The sequence below is a fragment of the Cellulophaga sp. L1A9 genome, assembly GCF_009797025.1.
GTDB lineage: Bacteria > Bacteroidota > Bacteroidia > Flavobacteriales > Flavobacteriaceae > Cellulophaga.
The window spans coordinates 2365221-2386427 of the sequence record NZ_CP047027.1; the positions used below are offsets into that span (position 1 = coordinate 2365221).

Annotated in this window: 16 protein-coding genes; 9 read left to right on the forward strand and 7 right to left on the reverse strand. The window is 35.8% G+C overall.

What is annotated here, in order from left to right; genetic code table 11:
- The first annotated feature begins 41 nt into the window (after positions 1-41).
- Entirely contained in the window at positions 42-2345 is a 2304-nt protein-coding gene (locus GQR94_RS10220) for an FdhF/YdeP family oxidoreductase (RefSeq protein ID WP_158975409.1), read from the forward strand.
- Between the two features lie 51 nt (positions 2346-2396).
- Here the strand turns inward: GQR94_RS10220 and GQR94_RS10225 are convergent, their stop codons facing one another.
- The 5 genes from GQR94_RS10225 to GQR94_RS10245 all read right to left on the reverse strand — a co-directional run bounded on the left by GQR94_RS10225 (position 2397) and on the right by GQR94_RS10245 (position 8326).
- Positions 2397-2927: a YSC84-related protein gene (locus GQR94_RS10225; RefSeq protein WP_158975410.1), complete on the reverse strand. Its 531-nt coding sequence runs from the start codon at positions 2925-2927 to the stop codon at positions 2397-2399.
- 90 nt (positions 2928-3017) lie between these two features.
- A complete protein-coding gene (locus GQR94_RS10230; RefSeq protein WP_158975411.1) occupies positions 3018-4196 on the reverse strand; it encodes an acyl-CoA dehydrogenase family protein in 1179 nt (392 codons plus the stop codon).
- Between the two features lie 57 nt (positions 4197-4253).
- Positions 4254-4985 (reverse strand): tRNA1(Val) (adenine(37)-N6)-methyltransferase, encoded by a 732-nt coding sequence (locus GQR94_RS10235; protein ID WP_158975412.1) that lies wholly within the window; start codon positions 4983-4985, stop codon positions 4254-4256.
- 114 nt (positions 4986-5099) lie between these two features.
- Positions 5100-6182 carry an HmuY family protein gene (locus GQR94_RS10240; protein WP_158975413.1) on the reverse strand — a complete coding sequence of 361 codons (1083 nt, stop codon included), beginning with the start codon at positions 6180-6182 and terminating at the stop codon, positions 5100-5102.
- An 11-nt stretch (positions 6183-6193) separates the two neighbouring features.
- Entirely contained in the window at positions 6194-8326 is a 2133-nt protein-coding gene (locus GQR94_RS10245) for a TonB-dependent siderophore receptor (RefSeq protein ID WP_158975414.1), read from the reverse strand.
- Positions 8327-8421: 95 nt separating this feature from the next.
- Between GQR94_RS10245 and GQR94_RS10250 the strand changes: the two genes are divergently transcribed.
- From GQR94_RS10250 to GQR94_RS10270, 5 genes are all read left to right on the forward strand, one after another.
- A complete protein-coding gene (locus GQR94_RS10250; protein ID WP_158975415.1) occupies positions 8422-9327 on the forward strand; it encodes a DUF6607 family protein in 906 nt (301 codons plus the stop codon).
- A gap of 7 nt (positions 9328-9334) precedes the next feature.
- On the forward strand, positions 9335-10801 hold the full coding sequence (locus GQR94_RS10255; protein WP_158975416.1) for an ankyrin repeat domain-containing protein: 1467 nt from the start codon (positions 9335-9337) through the stop codon (positions 10799-10801).
- Position 10802: 1 nt separating this feature from the next.
- Positions 10803-11297: a DUF2271 domain-containing protein gene (locus GQR94_RS10260; RefSeq protein ID WP_158975417.1), complete on the forward strand. Its 495-nt coding sequence runs from the start codon at positions 10803-10805 to the stop codon at positions 11295-11297.
- A 9-nt stretch (positions 11298-11306) separates the two neighbouring features.
- Entirely contained in the window at positions 11307-13493 is a 2187-nt protein-coding gene (locus GQR94_RS10265; RefSeq protein ID WP_158975418.1) for a PepSY domain-containing protein, read from the forward strand.
- 97 nt (positions 13494-13590) lie between these two features.
- Complete coding sequence (locus tag GQR94_RS10270; RefSeq protein WP_158975419.1) at positions 13591-13953, forward strand: hypothetical protein; 363 nt, start codon at positions 13591-13593, stop codon at positions 13951-13953.
- 25 nt (positions 13954-13978) lie between these two features.
- On the opposite strand, the gene rimM is transcribed toward GQR94_RS10270, so the two are convergent.
- On the reverse strand, positions 13979-14506 hold the full coding sequence (rimM, locus tag GQR94_RS10275) for a ribosome maturation factor RimM (protein WP_013550698.1): 528 nt from the start codon (positions 14504-14506) through the stop codon (positions 13979-13981).
- 15 nt (positions 14507-14521) lie between these two features.
- Positions 14522-15073, reverse strand: coding sequence for a 30S ribosomal protein S16 (locus tag GQR94_RS10280; RefSeq protein WP_158975420.1), 552 nt, complete (start codon positions 15071-15073; stop codon positions 14522-14524).
- Positions 15074-15298: 225 nt separating this feature from the next.
- On the opposite strand from GQR94_RS10280, the gene dnaE reads away from it, so the two are divergent.
- The 3 genes from dnaE to GQR94_RS10295 all read left to right on the forward strand — a co-directional run bounded on the left by dnaE (position 15299) and on the right by GQR94_RS10295 (position 21204).
- A complete protein-coding gene (dnaE, locus tag GQR94_RS10285; protein ID WP_158975421.1) occupies positions 15299-19735 on the forward strand; it encodes a DNA polymerase III subunit alpha in 4437 nt (1478 codons plus the stop codon).
- Positions 19736-19834: 99 nt separating this feature from the next.
- Positions 19835-20152, forward strand: a complete 318-nt coding sequence (gene trxA, locus GQR94_RS10290; RefSeq protein WP_027065108.1) for a thioredoxin — start codon at positions 19835-19837, stop codon at positions 20150-20152.
- Positions 20153-20274: 122 nt separating this feature from the next.
- Entirely contained in the window at positions 20275-21204 is a 930-nt protein-coding gene (locus GQR94_RS10295; RefSeq protein ID WP_158975422.1) for a DUF58 domain-containing protein, read from the forward strand.
- Positions 21205-21207: the final 3 nt, after the last annotated feature.

Consider the following 21207-nt stretch of genomic DNA (forward strand, 5'->3'; position numbering starts at 1 on the left):
TGGAGTATATCGGTTGGTATGAAGGTGAAAAAAATGAAGTAATGGAAGAAGTAAAGCGGCAACGAAAGGTGTCTTTAACAGGTAGTTTAGAATTTAGTGATATTAAGGTTGATGCTCCAGTGACTATCGCAGCAGGGGCATTAGGGGTAAAAGAAGCGTTGAAGCATACGTTTAAAGAAATGGGTGTAGTGCGCGCTATGGGCACTTTACTGAAAATGAATCAGGTAGGTGGCTTTGAATGCCCAAGTTGTGCATGGCCTGATCCAGAAAAGTCATCAAAATTTGCTGAATATTGCGAGAATGGTGCAAAAGCATTAGCAGATGAAGCTACCACAAGCAAAATAGATGCTTCTTTTTTTGCTAAAAATTCTATCGAAGAATTATCCCAGCTTACAGATTTTGAGTTAAATAAATTTGGTCGCTTAACGGAACCTTTAGTTTTGTTGCCAGGAAACGTACATTACAAGGCGATATCTTGGGAGAAAGCATATCAATTGATAGCGCAAGAACTTCATGATTTAAAAGACCCAAACGAAGCTATCTTTTATACTTCGGGAAGATCAAGTAATGAGGCTGCTTTTTTATATGGCATTTTTGCAAGAGCTCTAGGCACTAATAATTTGCCGGATTGTTCTAATATGTGTCACGAATCTAGTGGTGTTGCTTTGGGCGAAACTTTAGGAATAGGAAAAGGTTCTATAAAATTAGAAGATTTATATGAAGCAGAGGTGATTATCGTTGCGGGACAAAATCCTGGTACCAACCACCCAAGAATGTTGTCTGCTTTAGAAAAGTGTAAAGGTAATGGGGGTAAAATTATTAGTATAAACCCCTTGGAAGAATCTGGACTTGTAAATTTTAAAAACCCCCAAGAAATTAGAGGTTGGTTAGGAAGTGCTATTGATATTGCAGATTTACATTTGCCAGTACGGATTAATCAAGATATTCCTTTAATGAAGGCAATTATTAAAAAATTAGCAGTTTTAGATAAGTTAGATGCTACTGTTTTTGATCATGAATTCATCAATCAATATACAGATGGGTACGAAGCTTTACTTGCTGATATTGATAAATTTGATCTTGATTCTTTAATTAAGCAAACGGGAGTAAGTGAAAAATTAATTGATGTAGCCGTTAGTTTTCTTGCGAAGAAATCAAAGATTGTAGTTTGCTGGGCTATGGGGCTTACGCAACATAAAAATGGCGTAGAAACGATACGGGAATTTATTAATTTATTATTGCTAAAAGGTGCCATAGGAAAACCTAATGCAGGTACTTGTCCTGTTCGCGGGCATAGTAATGTTCAAGGAGATAGAAGTGTTGGTATAATGCACTTTATTGATAAAGAGTTCAATGAGCGTATAGACAAACATTTGGGTTTTACGGCTCCAGATAAGCAAGGCTATGATGTTGTCAATGCCATGAAAGCCATGCATGAAGGCAAAGCAAAAATATTTATGTGTTTAGGTGGTAATTTTTTAATGGCAGCTTCAGACACGACATATACCTCCGAAGCCATACAAAACTGTAATTTAACAGTCCAAGTCAGTACTAAGCTAAATAGAAGTCATTTGGTAACGGGGAAAACAGCATTAATTTTACCGACTTACGGTCGTTCTGAAAAGGATATCAAAGACGGGAAACAACGTTTCTTTACTGTAGAGAATAGTATGGGTAGGGTGCGTCAGACAAAAGGAGTATTAAAACCAGCTTCAGGGAATTTACAAAGTGAACCGGATATTGTTGCAGGTATCGCTGATGCTTACTTTAAAGGGAATCATGCTGTAGATTGGTTAAAACTAGGAACCGATTATGATTTGATGCGTGAAACTATGGATAAAGTAGTGAAAGGTTTTGAAAATACAAATGAGCAATCTAAAGGTGTAGGGTACTATTTGCCTAATAATGTGCGGAACTTAGATTTTAGCATGCTTCCTAATGGAAAAGCGCAGATTACCTTAAATAAATTACCAGAACATCATTTAAAGTCAGATGAATTTATGCTGATGACCATCCGTTCTCATGATCAATTTAATACAACTATATACGGTTTAGATGATCGTTATAGAGGGGTATATAATGAGCGGCGTGTGGTTTTTATGAATGCTGAAGATATGAAGGAAAAAGGCTTAAATAAACTTGATGTGGTGAACCTACGGAGTAATTATGATGACACACCAAGGGTAGCTTTCAATTTTAAAGTTCTGCCTTATGCCATCCCTAAAGGAGACATTGCAGCCTATTATCCAGAAACAAATGTATTAGTGCCTTACAATCATTTTGCAGATAGGAGTTTTACACCTATTAGTAAATCTGTAGTGGTCACGGTAGAAAAAGTGAAGTAAATAAAAAGGGAGCCATTTGGCTCCCTTTTTTATTATTTATTTTTTGAATACTTATTCAAAAGAAGTGAATTTAAATTTTTGTCCACCTACAGAGGCATCGGCCATTAATCCTGCTTTTGGTAAAGCAAAAACAGCAACGCCATCTTTGTACTTCGCATTAAATGCAATTCCTGAACGGACTGCTACAGCGGAAGCTTCAGCAGCAAAAGAGAATTTCCCTTCTTTAAAATCATTCAGTGCTTCTTTGGTTTCAAAAAAGATAACCTCGATAATTGATTGACCACCTGCTTGAAATCCAATGTTTAATTTTTTAAGATCTGCCATTCCTATTAAGTTGCCACTTTCGTAAACAGCGCCATTTCCAGAGGCAGCACCAATTATGAATCCGCCTTTTCCAACATTAGGGAAAATAACATAACCTGCAGAGTCTTGAAAGAAATCAGCTAAACCATCATCGGCATTAATTAAAAGCCCTTTAGCTTCTATACCATCATCAATTATTCTTTGATCTTTTACTGTTTGTGCTTGTCCAGCAAATACAAAAAGAAGTGAAAAAAGAATACTGTATTTTAAAGTTTTCATTTTCTAAGTTTTTAGTTAAACTATATACGCACAAAGTTAGTTTACTTGCTTTTTCAAGTGTACTAAGTTTTTGTTAAAGGTATAGTGGGGCTATTGAAAAGCGGGAAAACCGGTGATATCTGCTCCAGTGATTAATAAATGAATATCATGTGTACCCTCATAGGTAATTACACTCTCTAAATTCATCATATGGCGCATGATACTATATTCTCCTGAAATTCCCATAGCGCCTAAAACTTGTCTGGCTTCTCTAGCAATGTTTATAGCCATTTCTACATTGTTGCGTTTTGCCATAGAAATTTGAGCGGTAGTTGCTTTGCCTTCATTTTTAAGTTGCCCTAAACGGAGTGCCATTAATTGTGCTTTCGTGATTTCTGTAATCATTTCAGCCAATTTCTTTTGTTGTAGTTGTGTTGCCGCAATAGGCTTCCCAAACTGAATGCGCTCTTTGGCATAACGCAAAGCAGTATCATAACAATCCATGGCGGCACCAATAGCTCCCCATGCTATTCCGTATCGAGCAGAATCTAAGCATCCAAGCGGCGCGCCTAATCCGGTTTTGCCCAAAAGGATGTTCTCTTTTGGTACTTTTACATTATCAAAGATTAGCTCTCCAGTAGCACTTGCACGTAATGACCATTTGTGGTGTGTTTCTGGCGTAGAAAAACCTTCCATACCACGTTCTACAATAAGTCCGTGAATGCGGCCTTCTTCATTTTTTGCCCATACGACAGCAATATCTGCAAAAGGGGAATTTGATATCCAGAGTTTAGCGCCGTTCAATAAATAGTGGTCGCCCATATCTTTGTACTTGGTTTCCATACCACTTGGGTTAGAGCCATGATTGGGTTCTGTTAGTCCAAAACACCCCATAAATTCACCAGAAGCAAGTTTTGGTAAATATTTTTTACGCTGCGCTTCATTCCCATAGGTGAAAATAGGATACATTACTAAAGAAGATTGTACGGAAGCTGTAGAGCGTACACCACTATCGCCGCGTTCTATCTCTTGCATAATAAGGCCGTAGCTAATTTGGTCTAAACCAGCGCCACCGTATTCTTGCGGAATGTAAGGACCAAAAGCACCAATTTCTGCTAGGCCACCAATAATCTCTTTAGGGAATTCTGCTTTCTGAGCATATTCTTCTATGATTGGAGAAACAGCACGTTTTACCCATTGGCGGGCGGCATCACGAACCAATTTGTGTTCTTCTGATAAAAGATCATCAATGTTATAGTAATCAGGAGCTTCAAATAAATCTGGTCGCATAGCTATGGGTTTTTACCAAAGATAAATAAAGAATTATAACATGACAATGATCAAAAGTTACATTTTTAAATAAAAGTCTTTGGTAAGCTCAATGTATTCTTGGGTGTATACATTTCGTTCTAATTCTATGATAAGTTCATTGGGAGTGCACTTACTTTCTGTATGTGAAAACTCAAGTAGACTTCTCTTAATTTCGGTATTTTCTGTTCCTTTAACATGTGTAATTCTGTTAGGGTATAAATTGTTTTCCGAAGCTAAAGCGATAAAATTTTCTTCTTCTTTATAAGGTATGATAGTAGCAAATACACCTGTAGGAGAAAGTAGTTTGGAAACTCCAGAAACTAATTCGTCAAAAGGCAGCGAGGAGTTTTGACGGGCTTGATCACGAGCATCATTACCACTAGAAACTTCTTCACTGTAGAAAGGTGGGTTAGAAACAATCAAATCATACAACTCCGCTTCCTCAGGTTCCTCTTCGGTATATTCATCTACAAACTCATCAAAACCAGCATGAAAACAAAATAGGCGATCTCCCCAATCTGAAGCTTCAAAATTATCAGTACATTGTTCAAAAGCATCTCCGTCAAGTTCTATAGCTTCAATAGTATCTGCAATAGAACGTTGTGCTAGCATTAAGGCAATAACGCCTGTTCCTGTTCCAATATCTAAGATAGTATGCATAGAGTTGTTAACGCTTGCCCAAGCACCTAAAAGCACTCCGTCTGTGCCTATTTTCATAGCGCATTTATCTTGGTTAACGGTAAACTGTTTGAAGCGAAAAGGTTTCATAAAAGAAATTTAATTTCAAAATTAAGGCTTATTTGTTGGGCATAAAAAAATCCCTTAACAATTACGTTAAGGGATCTAAAATTTAATTACATTAATTTTATGGCATCTTGACTACTATTGAAGTAGGCTATAAATAAATTCTGGATTACCTCTTTCGCCTGCTTCATTGGTTAGGGCTAAAAATTTTATTTTATAGTAATTGTCATCCGTATCTCTAAGAACATAAAATACATCTTCTTTTAAAGAAGGTAATGTGCTTGGTCCGCCACCATTTCTCCAAGTGCTACCTATACCACGTTGGTCATTTAAAAAATTAGCGGGGTTTATGTCGGTCAGCGCAAAATTGTCATAGGTAAAAGTAGCTTCTGCCGTATCTACCATATATACACTAACAGCTGCTTTTGTATTGTTCACCACATAATCTGCATAACCATACGAGCCAAAACCTTCTATAATGTCGGTAAATACAGTAAAATTTAAATCCCACTTTGTTGCTTCTGGTTCAACGGATACTATTGTTTCTGTGGTAAAGCTAAAGTAAGAGAAATTATAAGCAGAATTTTTGGTAATGGTCACTTCTTGGTGTGTGGTATCCTCTAAGTTGGCATATTGTAAAATATAATCAGGGCCTTCTTTTAAGATCCGTATTTTTTTCCAACCCCTATCGTCTCCAGATACATTTGCACTACCCGTAGTGGCAGGCGTAGTGCCTATCTCTTTACCTAAGTTAAGTAGATATACTGGGTTATTTTCATCTGTGTCTTCTATTGTGGCTATTGCGGTACCTGTAATTGCTCCATTTGGATTGTCTATATAGGCCGCATTTGTTGCTTGAAAAGTGCCAATGGCAACTTGTGGCTGTAAATTTAGCACCTCCTCGGTGGTGCTATTTACGGCATCAATATCCGTGGTAGTTAGAGCAGCGACGGCCATGTATATAGCGCCGTTAATCGTAACTTGAAATTCTGAACCGCTATAAAAACCTAAATCCCAAGAGTCTCTTTTTACAACGGTACTAGTTTCGGTACTTAAGTCTATATAGACTTGGTTAGGTTCGTTAGGCCCTCCAACTTCTGGAGAAATAGCGGCGCCTTCAATCACTATTTCAATAGGAGCTGTTGAGGTATCGTCATCAGAGCAACTAGAAAATAATAGGACTGCTAGTGCGGCAATAAAAGTAAATGCATTGTGTTTCATAGGTGTAATTTTTAAAAGTTTAGATTGTATAATAGTTTCAGATAAAAAGACCTACCGTAACCAAGTAAAAGCCCGTTGTTAGTCGTAGAATGCACGCCTCCAGAAGTGGTATTGCTGATGGCTACACTGGTTACATCTAGTATATTTCTAGCGCCTATAGTTGCTTGGATTTTTTTGTCCAAAAAAGATTTTCTAATGGAAGCATCCATCCAGCTATAGGCATTGGTTTTAGATTTTGAGAAAATAGAATTGCCTTCTTCATCTACATCAGAAGCGGTGTAGTCATATTGTGCACCATTATGTTTAAATAAGAGACTAAATGCAGTGTCCCATTTTTTGGAGCTATAGGTGCCGCTTGTATTTATTTGAAAGGAGTATAAGAAATCATTAGAAGCATTTGCTTCGTTTTCAGTTATTCTAGAGATGCCTTGTATGGTGGCTCCAAAATTAAAATTCCATTGTTCTTTTTTAATACTGTTTTCAGTGGTTACTCCCCAAAGTTTATAAGCATTAATATTGATATACTCATACTGTAAAGGGGTGCTGTTGATAATGGCAAGATCTATTTTGTCATTAATATCTATATAACTTGTTTTTAGCGTGTTTGTCACTACCCCATTAGGGATTGCAGTTGTTTTTTTTAGGTTGATAAATGCGGTGTATCCTTTTTCAGGATTTAAATTTTCATTCCCTCGTACGTCATGGTTAGAATCTACAAAATAATAATAGAGTTCTTGAAAATTTGGTGTGCGGTATGAGGTGCCTATATTTCCTCGTAATTCAAGCCTGTTTTTTAATTGCTGTCTAAGACTTAGGGATGCCAAAAGTTTGCTGTTAAACTTTGAATTGTACTCGTACCTAAATCCAGGTCTAGCAGATAAAGCATTTGTTATTTTCCATTCAGAAGAAGTAAACAACGCTACGTTGCTTTGCGTGTATTCTTTGTCTTCTTGGGTGACTGCGCCAGACGCTTGTGTGTCAAATCCTATATTATATCTTGCTTCATACCCTAATTGAAAATTGTAATGATCATTCTTAACCAGATTATTTATAGTTCCTTTTGAGAACAATACTTTGCTAGATTGATAGGTTTCATCGGTTTCATCACTTTTTTGTTGTGTGACGATGTAATAGTTAAACTGATTTAAGTCTCTTTTCTGCTCTTGATAAGAAAGAGAAGCGTCATACCTAGCTCCAGAATTAAAAGTACCGTTGACACTTAAATTATTTACATACCTATTGGTTCTGAAGATTTTGTCTGTTGATGAAGGGTTGCTTGTTTGGTTTTCTACATTAATATTGGACCGTACCGTTTCATCGTAATAGCTTAAAGTTTCATTGAAGTATTCGAACTTATAAAATAGCGTGAAATTATCCCTTTTGTAAGTAAGAAACGCATTGGTATTGTATTGTATTTTAGGTAGCCATTCATAGCCTCTTAAACCATCATTTTGATAATAACTTTGTCCTTGTTTGTTATCAAAAAAACCAGCAAAGTCATTTCTGTTAAAGCCTATTCGTGCATATAGCTTATCACTTAAGTTATGAGATATATTTAAACCCTGAATATGTCTTCCTTTGTCAAACCAAGCATATTCATTGCTCACCGTTTCTTCTTGTGCTAGGAATTGAATCTTCCAAGGTTCCTCAGAAGATTTTTTAGTAATAATATTGATAACTCCAGAAACAGCATTTGCTCCATATTCTACCCCCATGGCACCTTCTACAATTTCTATTCGTTCAATATCATCTAAGTTTATCTGCGTTAGGTCTATGTTATTTCCCATTCCGCTATCACTTACTAATGGAATGTTATCAATTAGAATATTAAAATATTGACCATCTAGGCCAAAGAAAGAAATGGTAGATTTTCCGGTCTGCGAACTTGGTAAGATCGTAAGGTTTAAATTAAAGTTTAGGACGTCTGCAAGGTTATTCGCTGCTTGGTTTTCTATTTGTGTTTTGGTAATGACAATTACATTATTTATAGACTTATTTATCGTCGTGGGATTATATTGTCCTGTAATGACAACCTCGTTTAAGGTTTGTATTTGCGTAGAATCACTCGTTGTAGTTTGAGAAAAAAGAAATCCGGTCAATACTAGGGTAAAAAAAAGGCAGCAATAATTTTTATTTAGACTCATTCTTGATTAGATTTGTGACAAATATAGAATCTTATTTTAATTGAGTCTAAATAAGATTAGTATTTTTTTAAGAAATCAATTTAAATTTAAATGAAATGAAAAAATCTATCTCTTTTGTCTTGTTAAGCTTCGTATTTGTTGGGGTGCTACAGGCTCAACCTAAAAAGAAGCAAGACCAGAAGGCTATAAAAAGTATGTGCGGGTGTTATGAAGTGGCCTTTAATTTTGCAGAAACCTTTGAGTATTCAAATGATTCTACCTACGTGCCTTCTAAGACAAAACATGATAAAGGTTTAGAATGGGTGCAGTTAGTAGCGGATACTAATGATAAGATTATGTTACAACATTTGCTTATTGTTGGTCCGTCAGATCAGCCTTATATCATAAAACATTGGAGGCAAGATTGGGAATATCAGAATACTAATTTGTACGAGTTTGACCATGATAATAAATGGAAATTTGTTAGTTTGCCAAAAAAGGAAGTAGAAGGGCAATGGTCACAGAAAGTATTTCAGGTAGATGATAGTCCGCGATATGAGGGCACAGCTACTTGGGTTCATGTAGATGGTAAAAGCTATTGGGAAAATACGACTGATGCACCATTACCAAGAAGAGAATACACAACGCGTAGTGACTATAATGTAACGACCAGAACAAACAGACAGGAAATTGTTGCCAATGGTTGGGTTCATGACCAGGATAATAACAAAGTAATTCGGGAAGATGGTAAGGAAGATGTTTTACTTGCGCAGGAAAAAGGACACAATAATTATGTAAAGGTAGCGGATAGTAAATGTAAAGCGGCACAAGAGTACTGGGCGAGTCATGAAGCTAAATGGCAAATAGTGCGTTTAAAATGGGATGAGGTTTTTGCCAGGAATAAAGATTTGTTATTAGAAGAAAAAGTGGACAATAAAGTGTTATTTAAATATTTGTTTGATGACGAGAATTACAACACAGCAGAACAAATAAATCCAGTTATAGAATCATTTGTAAAATAAAATAAAGATGAAAAAACAATTACTACTAGGTTTAGTACTTTTATTTGGACTTCAATTAAGTGCGCAAGAGAATATTTTTTTAGAGCGTGATTTTTGGAATAGTAAACCTACTATTAAAAGTATCGATTTAAAAATTAAAGAAGGGAATGATATTACCGCAAAAACATCGAACAACTTTGATGCTGTTGTATATGCTATTTTGCAAGAAAATGATAATGCTATTATCAAATACGTTCAATCTATAGAAGGGAATGATATAAATAAGCTAACCCATGATGGGAGAACGTATATGTTCTGGGCAGCTTATAAAGGCAATACAGAGATTATGAACTATCTAATCTCTAAAGGTGCAAATACGAAAATTACAGATGATAAAGGAAGTACTATATTAAATTTTGCAGCGGCTTCAGGGCAACAAAATACTAAAGTGTATGATATTTGCTTAGCCAATGGAGCGGATTTGACAAAAGATCTTACGCCTAATGGAGCAAATGCTTTGTTGTTGTCATCTCAAAACGATCCAGAATTTAAACTCCTCGATTATTTTTCTTCAAAAGGCTTGGCAATCAACAGTATTGATGCACATGGGAATGATGCTTTTAACTATGTAGCTAAAACAGGTGATGTAGACCACTTAAAAAAGTTACATCAGAAAGGTATAAAAGGAACAGATAATGCATTTGTTTTCGCTACTCAGGCTGGGCGTAGAGCTAAAGCTAAGCCGTTGAGCTTTTACAAATTTTTAGAATCTTTAGATTTAAACCCTAATGTTATAGATTCAGAAGGTAAAACGCCTTTGCTTAATTTAGCAACTTATGAAGAGAATAAAGAGGTATTCAATTATTTCATAGCTAAAGGAGTTGATGTGAATACTGCCGATGAAAATGGAAACACCGCTTTTTTAAATGCTGTTGGGAGAAATAAATTAGATGTTATCGCTTATTTGCTACCTATGTTGAATGATGTCAATCACGTGAATAAAAAAGGAGAATCTGCATTGGCTATGGCGGTTGCTTACAATTCACCTGAGGTTGTTTCCTATTTGCTTAAAAATAAAGCAGCTATTTCTAGTGTTGATAATGACGGAAATACCTTAGCGTATTACCTCTTAAAATCTTATGAAAAACCGGATTTTGAAGAAAAATTAAACGTATTAAAAGCAGAAGGTTTTGATGTCACTAAAACACAAGAAAACGGGAATACTCTGTTTCACATAGCGTTGGAGTATGATGATCTTGCTTTATTAAAACGTGTAAATGAGTATGGTGTTGATGTGAACGCTAAAAATAAAGAAGGTATAGCTCCTTTGCATTTAGCTGCTATGAAAGCTAACGATGATGAGGTTTTAAAATACTTATTAAGTATAGGAGCAAAGAAAACTGCAGTAACAGGTTTTGAGGAATCTGCTTATGATTTGGCCTCGGAGAACGAATTGTTGCAAGAAAATAATATATCAATTGAATTTTTAAAATAATATGAAAAACGTTTTTAAAATAGCAGGAATAACATTGGTTGGATTTGTAGTCTTATCTGTATATTCTTTTAGTTCCGTAGCTGCTGCAACAAAATATAAGTGTATGATGCAGATGGTTAATTATACGGGTGAAGGCGCTTATGTGGTAGTGTCGTTAATCAACCCAAAAGGAGATTATGAGAAGACGCTTTATGTGCAAGGAGATGATAGTGAATGGTACCATGATTTAGCAGAGTGGTGGCAATTTTACGGAAAAAAACGTTCAAACATTGATGCCATTACGGGAGCGACTATTGCTGGGGGAGAACGTATTGTAAGTGTTATTGAAATTGAAGATTCAAAAATAAATAGCGGTTACAGTATTCGTTTTGAAACTGCGGTAGAAGATCAGGAATATTATACTAAAGATGTGCAGTTTGAACTTACAACGGCATCAGTAAAGAGTAAAGTAGAAGGGGCAGGTTTTTTACGTTATGTGCGCTTACTGCCTAATTAAACAGAATTTATGACAATTTCTTTCTGGAGATATAGCCACCTTACCCTGGCTATATCTTCTTTTGTTTTTATCTTATTAGCATCGGTTACGGGAATTATATTGGCGTTTGAGCCCATTTTGGAGCAAATACAGCCTTACAAAACAACTGATCTTAATCAAGTTTCTCTGGCAGAAACCATCACAGTATTTAAGGATACCTATCCGGAAGTAATAGAACTGGAGGTAGATGCTAATGAGTTTGTATTGGCAAACGTTATTACAGAGGAAGGAGAATCTTTGTCGGGTTATTTTAATCCTCAAACAGCGGTTTTCTTAGGAGAGGAACCAGAGCCTTCAAGGTTTTTTCAGTTTATAACTAATTTACACCGTTCTTTATTTTTAAAAAGCACAGGCCGCTTTTTAGTGGGATTTTGCTCTTTTCTTTTGTTTTTAATTTCGATCTCTGGAGCAGTCTTTGTTTTAAAACGGCAGCGGAGCTTAAAGAAGTTTTTTGCTAAAATAGTCAACGAAAATTTTTCTCAATACTGGCATGTTGTTTTAGGGAGGTGGTCTTTAATTCCCATTATAATCATTACGGTAACAGGAGTTTACTTGTCTTTAGAAAAATTTGATGTCTTCCCTGATGTTAGAACTTCTCACGAAGTAGATTATAGTGCCATTGCTGCTACGCCAATTTTAACAGTAAATAATTTTCCGGCGTTTAAAGGACTTAAGCTTTCTGAAGTTCAGTCTGTAGAATTTCCTTTTTCTAATGATGTAGAGGATTATTATACCCTAAAGTTAGAAGATAAAGAGCTTTTAGTCAATCAATTTACGGGAGGTATATTAAGCGAAATCAAAAGTCCGGTAACGGTTTTATTGTCAGACTTAAGTATAAAACTTCATACTGGTAAAGGCAGTATAGTGTGGTCCTTAATTTTAGCGGTAGCAACTATTAATATTCTGTTTTTTATATATTCAGGGTTTGCTATAATGTTCAAGAGAAGATCGACTAAAATTAAAAATAAGTATTCAAAAAATGCATGCAAGTATGTTATTCTGGTAGGTTCGGAAAACGGGAGCACCTTAGTTTTTGCAAATGCGCTAAAGGACCAAATCGTAGCATCAGGAAATAGTGTGTTTTTAGCGGAGCTCAACGCCTATACCAATTATAAAAATGTAGAACATATTGTAATAATGACTTCCACTTATGGCGAAGGAGAGGCTCCGGTAAATGCGAATAATTTTTTGAACGTATTAAAAACTGTCAAACAAGACAATCAATTTAGTTATGCGGTTGTGGGCTTTGGCTCGCTTTCTTATCCTGAATATTGCAAATTTGCTTTTGATGTTGATGCAGCCTTGCAGCATGAGAATGCCATTCAGGCAGTAGCTCCCTTTACAATTAACGATAAATCGTTTGGTAGTTTTGAGCAATGGGTTGGGCTGTGGTCTAAAGCGGTCAGTTTGCAAATTTCGGTGCCTTCAAGTAGTTTAGACCTGAAACCTACACAGTTAAAAACTATGAAAGTTGTTGCTGTCACTAATAAAGATGAAAACGCAGAGCACACGTTTAAACTTATTTTAAAGCCCAAAGGAAAACTTCTATTTACCTCAGGAGACTTACTGGCAATCTATCCTAAAAACGACCATAAAGAGCGATTGTATTCCATCGGGAGACTTAATGGAAATATTTACTTGAGTGTTAAGTTCCATGAGCATGGTTTGGGGTCTGGATTTTTGAATGCGTTAGATGTAAATGACAGTTTTAAGGCTAAAATTATAACAAACAAAAATTTTCATTTTCCTAAAAATGCTAGTCGCGTTATTATGATTGGAAATGGAACAGGGATACTGCCTTATTTAGGGATGCTAGATAACAATATTAAAGGTGTTGATACTTATCTGTATGGGGGTTTAAGAACGGAGCAGTCGTATGCACTCTATAAACAAGAACTTGAGAGTAGTTTAGCAGATAAGCGCTTAGGAAAACTTAATCTAGCATTCTCACAAGAGGGAAATAAAACATATGTTCAAGATCTTTTATGGCGTGATGCTGATTTTGTTTTTGAGACACTTACTACCGGGGGTTATGTAATGATCTGTGGTTCTTTAGCGATGTATCAAGGGGTGCTAAATGTTTTAAAGCAATTGTGTAAAGTTCATAATACAGATGTTGAATCATTTAAACACTTAATCAAATCAGATTGTTATTAATCCTATTATTTTTAAATTAATAGTGAATTCATTTTTTATTTAGAATGATTCTATATAATTTAGTTATTTAGAATGTATATAAATAAAAAACAACCCCATGAATGATATTGACACTATTTATTATAATGATTTTGGAATAGCTTTTCAATGGAAGAAAAACCTGGGAAAGGATTTTAAAAAAGTACAGTTAGTATTTAAGGATACTGGAATGTATTTGACTCCAAATGAACTGATTCATTTTTCAAAGAAGGTAAATGATACTTTAAATGATTTGTGTGTTTGCTATGATTGTCAAAATAAAGAAACCTGCAGGTCCTATTTATTGCAAACGCCTTTAGGGCAATTAAGTTTTGCGATGACGTACCCAGAATTGGAAAAAATAAAAGATTTAATCAGTGGCACAATTTTTCAATTGCGATTGGATAATTTCTTAGAAAATGAATCTATTGATCTAAACTAAGGGAATGCTTATTTAGAATAATGACTTATTCTAAATACAAGTCAACCAAACCTATAGGTGTGGTTACGTGAATAGTTTTATTTTCACGATCTACTTTGGTAATAATTTCATCATTGATAGGGATCAACAATTGTTTACCGTCTTTTAAAGCTTCGAAAAGGGCTTGAGAAGTACTGTCGTTGATACTTTCAATAATCCCGATATCACCATGAACACTATCTAAAAGGGTGAAACCAATGACTTCGTGGAAATAAAATTTGTCACCCGTAAGTTTTGGTAACATTGTCAAAGGAAGGTAAATTTCTGAGCCCATGACGCGGTCTGCATCAGATTCGTCAGCTATTTCTTCAAAGCGAACACGTAGAAGTGTCGATTTATGAAGTCTAGATTTTTTAATAAAAAATGGAACCAGGTTATTTCCTAAAGAAATAAACACTGATTCCAAGTTTTCGTATTCTTCGGGTTCGTCGGTATCTAATTTAATAAGTACCTCACCCTTAAAGCTATATTTTGAAACGATTTTACCTAAGTAGAAACAATCTGACTTTTGCATATCGTTTGTAAATAATTACTCTTTTGTTTCTGTATCAGCAGCAGGAGCTTCTTCCGCAACTGGAGCAGCTTCTTCTGTTGCAGCTTCAGCTTCAGCAACAACCTCTTCAGGTAATGCAGCAGCAGCAGCTTCAGCAGCACGCTTTTCGTTAACTACTTTTTCAGCTTCTAAAGCTTTTGCTCTAGCTTCTGCTTTCGCTTTGTCTAAACCATCTAATTTAGTTCCAACGATTTTTCCTTTTTCTTCTAACCAAGTATTGAATTTTTCTTCAGCTTGCTCTTCAGTTAAAGCACCTTTACGAACACCACCTAATAAATGGTGCTTCATTAAAATACCTTTATAAGATAATAAACGCTTTGCAGTTTCAGTAGGTTGTGCACCATTCTGTAACCAAGTTACTGCGTTATCAATGTTAATATCAATTGTTGCAGGGTTGGTGTTAGGATTGTAGATTCCTAATTTTTCTAAGAATTTACCATCTCTTTTAGCTCTTGCATCTGCTGCAACTACCCAATAGAATGGTTTACCTTTTTTACCGTGTCTTTGTAATCTAATTTTTACTGGCATATCACATTAATTTGTAGGGTGCCCGACCCTTGATTATTAATTCTTTATAATTTGCTTATACTTAAGCGGGTGCAAATATACCTTTTTTTGGTAAATGTGCAACAGTTTTTTTTGATTATGAAATATGTTTGGTTCCGTTAATAACTCTTTGGAACAATGTTTCTATCAAACACCACTTTTTTGTATTTTTACAAACTGCTTTTTTAGAAAGAAAAACCCCTATTTATGTACCTGATTTTTGATACTGAAACTACTGGATTGCCGAAACGTTGGGATGTTCCTTTTACGGACACCGATAATTGGCCTCGATGTGTACAGATTGCTTGGCAATTGCATGATGACATGGGGAACCTTATAGAGCATCAGGATTATTTGGTGCAACCAGAAGGGTTTAATATACCCTATGATGCGGAGCAAATTCATGGTATTTCTACTGCATTAGCGGAACAAAAAGGGGTGCCTCTTGCCTTTGTATTAGAAAAGTTCAACGAAGCCATGGCAAAGACAAAGTTTGTTGTTGGGCAGAATGTTGGGTTTGATTTAAATATTATGGGGGCGGAGTTTCATAGAATGGGCGTAGAAAACCCTTTACAAGAACTTCCTGTTTTAGATACGTGTACGGAACATACCGCAGCTCTTTGCCAGATTCCTGGTGGGCGTGGAGGTAAATTTAAATTGCCTACGTTAACAGAACTACATCAATATTTATTCGGTGAACCTTTCGGAGAGGCGCATAATGCAACTGCCGATGTTGAGGCAACTACGCGTTGTTTCCTAGAGCTTGTTCGTAAACAGCAGTATACGATTGAGAAATTAGATGTTCAGCCAGATTATTTTAAGAACTTCTCGGAGGCTAATCCGCAAGTGATTCAATTAATCGGTTTAAAACACATCAACCTTAAAAAAGCATCTAAAAAAATAGCAGATGCACTTTGGGATAAAGATACCGGTGGTGTTTCTCAAGAAGAGATAAAAGAAAATTTAGCAACATTAGAGAGTGCTAATTTTTCTCACTTACATAATCATACACAGTTTTCAATACTACAATCTACGATAAGTATTCCTGCCTTGATTTCGGCTACAGCCAAAGCAAAAATGCCTGCTGTAGCAATGACAGATCATGCCAATATGATGGGGGCGTTCCATTTTGTAAGTGGGGTTATCAATCATAATAAAGGGGTGGTTTCTCGTAATGAAGAAAATTTAAAGCGTTTTGAAGCTACTAAAAATGGCACTTTAGCAGAAGGGGAAGAAGCTTTAGAAGAATTGCCAGAACCAGAAGTAGAAATTACACCAATCATAGGGTGCGAATTTCAGGTTTGTGAAGATCATACCAATAAGTCCCAAAAAGATAATGGCTATCAAATAGTCATGCTGGCAAAAACTAAAAAAGGGTATTTAAATTTGGCAAAAATGTCATCTATCGCCTTTGTTAGTGGTAAGTATTATGTGCCTAGAATTGATAGGAAAGTAGTTGAGCAATACAAGGAAGATATTATTGTTTTAACAGGGAACTTATATGGAGAGGTGCCAAGTAAGGTGCTTAATGTAGGGGAGAACCAAGCGGAAGAAGCCTTACTGTGGTGGAAAGAAACTTTTGGTGATGACCTATATATAGAGATCATGCGTCATGGTCAAGAAGATGAAGACCGTGCAAATCAAGTGTTGCTTCAATTTGCGAAGAAGCATGATGTAAAATTAGTTGCGACGAATAACACCTATTATGTAGATAAAGAAAATGCGCATGCACACGATATTTTATTATGTGTAAAAGATGGCGAAAAACAAGCGACTCCAATAGGTCGTGGTCGTGGGTATCGGTATGGTTTACCTAATCAAGAATATTACTTTAAGTCTTCTGATGAAATGAAGGAGCTTTTTAAAGATATTCCTGAGGCTATTATCAATATCCAAGAAGTAATTGATAAAGTGGAAACCTTTACTTTAGCTCGTGATGTGTTATTGCCTGCTTTTGATATTCCCGAAGAATTTCAGTTCGCAGAAGATAAATTAGATAAAGGTAAGCGTGGTGAAAATAAATTTTTACGGCACATTACCTATGAAGGTGCTAAGAAAAGGTATGGAGAAATTACACCTGCAATTGACGAACGATTAGATTTTGAACTTCAAGTAATTGAGAAGACAGGATATCCTGGGTATTTCTTGATTGTTGAAGATTTTATTAGAGCTGCCCGGGCAATGGATGTATCGGTAGGGCCGGGTCGTGGATCGGCGGCAGGGTCTGCTGTTGCATATTGTTTGTGGATTACCAACTTAGATCCTATTAAGTACGATTTACTTTTTGAGCGTTTCTTAAATCCGGATCGTGTAAGTATGCCCGATATTGATATTGACTTTGATGATGAAGGTCGGGGTCGTGTTATGGATTATGTAATTAATAAATATGGGGCAAACCAAGTGGCTCAGATTATTACATATGGTACCATGGCTGCTAAATCGTCTATTCGAGATACGGCTCGTGCACTAGATTTACCTTTGAGTGATTCGGATCGTATGGCGAAGTTGATTCCTAATATGTCTAAATTAAAAAAGATAATTGGGGTCGATGAAAAAATTCTAAAAGCTAAATTTAATAGTGAAGAGCTTATTAAGGTAAATGAGCTTTTGGCCATTTCAGAAGGAGACGGCCTTGAGGCAGAAACCCTTAACCAAGCCTATATTTTAGAAGGCTCTGTTCGGAATACCGGTATTCACGCCTGTGGGGTGATTATTACACCAGATGATATTACAAAATTCGTTCCTGTAGCCTTAGCGAAAGATTCCGAAATGTACTGTACCCAGTTTGACAACTCGGTGGTAGAAGATGCAGGTCTACTAAAAATGGATTTCTTGGGGTTAAAGACATTAACCTTAATTAAGGATACCGTTAAGATTGTTAAAGCGAAACATGGAGTTGAGTTAGATCCGGAGAATTTTCCTCTAGATGATGTAAAAACATATGAGCTTTTCCAGCGTGGTGAAACAGTAGGTGTTTTCCAATATGAATCTCCTGGGATGCAGAAACACATGAGGGCATTGAAACCTACAGTTTTTGCAGATTTAATTGCAATGAACGCATTGTATCGTCCTGGTCCAATGGAGTATATTCCAAGTTTTATTGCGCGTAAACATGGTACCGAAGAAATTATTTATGACCTTGATGCTAACGAAGAATATTTAGCAGAAACCTACGGAATTACAGTATACCAAGAGCAGGTGATGCTTTTGTCGCAAAAGCTAGCGGATTTTACTAAAGGTGAAGCCGATGTTTTGCGTAAAGCCATGGGTAAGAAACAGAAGTATGTACTGGATAAAATGAAGCCTAAATTTATTGAGCAGGCTTCAGCAAAAGGGCATAATGTTGATAAATTAGAGAAAATTTGGAAGGATTGGGAGGCCTTTGCAGCTTATGCTTTTAATAAATCTCACTCCACCTGTTATGCTTGGATTGCGTATCAAACCGCCTATTGTAAAGCGCATTATCCTGCGGAATATATGGCTGCGGTGCTTTCAAATAATATGAATGATATCAAGCAGGTTACATTTTTTATGGAAGAATGTAAGCGTATGGGCTTAGATGTTTTAGGACCGGATGTAAATGAATCGTATTACAAATTTGCGGTAAATGATTATGGTGCGGTTCGTTTTGGAATGGGAGCTGTAAAAGGTGTTGGCCGTGGTGCAGTAGAAACTATAGTTGAAAATAGAAAAGAAAAAGGTCCATTTAAGTCGGTTTTCGATTTGTCAAAACGTATTGATCTGCGTGCAGCGAATAAAAAAGCATTTGAAAACTTAGCGGTTGCTGGTGGTTTTGATTCTTTTGGGGATACGCATAGAGCACAGTACTTTGCAGACGAAGGAGACGGAATTACTTTTTTGGAAAAAGCAGTAAAATATGGCTCTAAATTTCAAGAAAATGAAAACTCTAGTCAGGTAAGTTTATTTGGTGATGCTAGTGAAGTGCAGATTGCAGAACCAACGGTTCCGCCTTGTGAGGAATGGGGGACCATGGAAAAATTACGCCGGGAGAAAGAAGTCGTGGGAATTTATATTTCAGGGCACCCTCTAGATGATTTTAAATCAGAAGTAAAATCGTTCTGTAATGCAAGTCTTTCTAATTTAAATGATTTGGAGAGTATTGTAAATAGAGAGGTTTCTTTTGCCGGGGTAATTGCAGATGTACAGCATAGGGTTTCTAAAAATGGAAAAGGTTGGGCAATGTTCACCATGGAAGATTATACAGACACTTTTGAGTTTAGGATATTCGGAGAAGAGTATTTAAAGTTCCGCCATTTTTTAATGATCAATTCCTTTGCCTACGTAAAATTATTTGTGCGTGAAGGTTGGGTAAATCGGGATACTGGTAAAAAAGGAGATCCGCGAATGCAATTCAATAGTTTTATGTTATTGCAGGAAGTAATGGAAACGTATGCGAAAAAACTGACCATCAATTTGAATATAGATTTATTAAAAGAAGAAAAAATCTACGAGCTTAAGCAAACTATAGATGCCCATAGAGGAGAACATTCTCTTAATTTTATGGTGTATGAAATGCAAGAAGAGATTAAGGTTAGTCTGGTAAGTAGAAAGCAAAAGGTGCAAATTTCAAGTGAATTGCTGCAGCTTCTTGAAAAGCAAGATATTTTATTTAAATTAAATTAATAAAGTTTATCGATAGGGCAATAGCTAAAACGAATGTAACGTTAGTAAGGAAAGAGAATAATATTTGACTAAATTTGCATAACAATAAAAAGAAACAAAATGGCATTAGAGATAACAGACGCAACTTTTGATGAAGTAGTCTTAAAAAGTGATAAACCAGTAGTAGTTGATTTTTGGGCAGCATGGTGTGGACCATGTAGAATGGTAGGTCCAATCATTGATGAAGTTAGTACTGAGTATGATGGTAAAGCGGTAGTTGGTAAAGTAGATGTTGATGCGAATCAAGAATTTGCTGCTAAATACGGAGTGCGTAACATTCCTACAGTATTGGTTTTTAAAGATGGTGAAATTGTAAGTAGACAAGTAGGAGTTTCTCCTAAGAAAGTGTACACAGATGCAATTGATGCGGCATTATAGTAAATAATATAATGTCCATCTGGGCATAAAGAATAAAAAAATCCTGCTTATAGCGGGATTTTTTTGTGTCTATAAGGGAGTATATTTAAGTTTAGAGCACTGTTTTAATTATCTTTAGTGGTATGAATGTACAATCAGAATTACATAAATCTTTTTTATTTCAGAATCTTGGGCTTTTAGCGAATCAAGTAGTGGAAGGATTTATTAGTGGAATTCATAAGAGTCCGTTTCATGGTTTCTCTGCTGAATTTGCAGAACATAAAATTTATAACAACGGAGAAAGTACAAAACATATCGATTGGAAGCTATTCGCAAAAACCGATAAATTGTACACCAAGCGCTATGAGGAAGAAACCAATCTTCGTTGCCATATGATATTAGATAACTCAGCTTCTATGTTTTATCCAGAAGTAAAGAATTTAGCAATAGATAACCTTAATAAAATAGGTTTTAGTGTTTTGGCTATTGCTGCGCTTATGGCTATTTTAAAGAAACAAAGAGACGCTGTTGGTTTAAGTGTATATTCCGATCAATACGAATATTACGCATCTGAAAAGGGTAGTGAGCGGCACCATCAGATGTTATTGGCGAAACTTAATGAAGTTAGTGCAACTTCAAATCCGGAAAATAGAACAGAAACGTATACTTATTTGCACCTGATAGCGGAAAAAATGAAACGTAGGAGTTTAATTTTTCTATTTACAGATATGCTTCAAGCGGAAACAGAAGATGAAAAATTGTTTGATGCTTTACGTCATTTAAAATACAACAAACACGAAGTGGTTTTGTTTCATGTACTAGATGCGGAACATGAGGTCGATTTTAATTTTGACAATACGCCTAAGCGATTTATTGATGTGGAGACAAGAGAAAAAATAGATATTTATGCAGATACCGTTAAGGAAGGCTATAAGAAAAGTGTCAATGTATATAAAGAGAACTTAAAGTTGAATTGCGCACAGTATAAGATTAAATATGTTCCTGTGGATGTAGGAGGCGATTTTTCTAAAATTCTAAATACCTATATGACTGAAAGGCAAAAATTTCTATAACCT

What these genes read in the sequence shown, in the direction of transcription:
- rimM (WP_013550698.1), bottom strand. Translation starts at nt 14,506, where the DNA reads ATGCAAAAGTCAGATTGTTTCTACTTAGGTAAAATCGTTTCAAAATAT.
- GQR94_RS10230 (WP_158975411.1), bottom strand. Translation starts at nt 4,196, where the DNA reads ATGCGACCAGATTTATTTGAAGCTCCTGATTACTATAACATTGATGAT.
- trxA (WP_027065108.1), top strand. Translation starts at nt 19,835, where the DNA reads ATGGCATTAGAGATAACAGACGCAACTTTTGATGAAGTAGTCTTAAAA.
- GQR94_RS10250 (WP_158975415.1), top strand. Translation starts at nt 8,422, where the DNA reads ATGAAAAAATCTATCTCTTTTGTCTTGTTAAGCTTCGTATTTGTTGGG.
- GQR94_RS10225 (WP_158975410.1), bottom strand. Translation starts at nt 2,927, where the DNA reads ATGAAAACTTTAAAATACAGTATTCTTTTTTCACTTCTTTTTGTATTT.
- GQR94_RS10245 (WP_158975414.1), bottom strand. Translation starts at nt 8,326, where the DNA reads ATGAGTCTAAATAAAAATTATTGCTGCCTTTTTTTTACCCTAGTATTG.
- GQR94_RS10220 (WP_158975409.1), top strand. Translation starts at nt 42, where the DNA reads ATGGAAGAAGTAAAGCGGCAACGAAAGGTGTCTTTAACAGGTAGTTTA.
- GQR94_RS10235 (WP_158975412.1), bottom strand. Translation starts at nt 4,985, where the DNA reads ATGAAACCTTTTCGCTTCAAACAGTTTACCGTTAACCAAGATAAATGC.
- GQR94_RS10260 (WP_158975417.1), top strand. Translation starts at nt 10,803, where the DNA reads ATGAAAAACGTTTTTAAAATAGCAGGAATAACATTGGTTGGATTTGTA.
- GQR94_RS10255 (WP_158975416.1), top strand. Translation starts at nt 9,335, where the DNA reads ATGAAAAAACAATTACTACTAGGTTTAGTACTTTTATTTGGACTTCAA.
- GQR94_RS10295 (WP_158975422.1), top strand. Translation starts at nt 20,275, where the DNA reads ATGAATGTACAATCAGAATTACATAAATCTTTTTTATTTCAGAATCTT.
- GQR94_RS10265 (WP_158975418.1), top strand. Translation starts at nt 11,307, where the DNA reads ATGACAATTTCTTTCTGGAGATATAGCCACCTTACCCTGGCTATATCT.
- GQR94_RS10240 (WP_158975413.1), bottom strand. Translation starts at nt 6,182, where the DNA reads ATGAAACACAATGCATTTACTTTTATTGCCGCACTAGCAGTCCTATTA.
- dnaE (WP_158975421.1), top strand. Translation starts at nt 15,299, where the DNA reads ATGTACCTGATTTTTGATACTGAAACTACTGGATTGCCGAAACGTTGG.
- GQR94_RS10270 (WP_158975419.1), top strand. Translation starts at nt 13,591, where the DNA reads ATGAATGATATTGACACTATTTATTATAATGATTTTGGAATAGCTTTT.
- GQR94_RS10280 (WP_158975420.1), bottom strand. Translation starts at nt 15,073, where the DNA reads ATGCCAGTAAAAATTAGATTACAAAGACACGGTAAAAAAGGTAAACCA.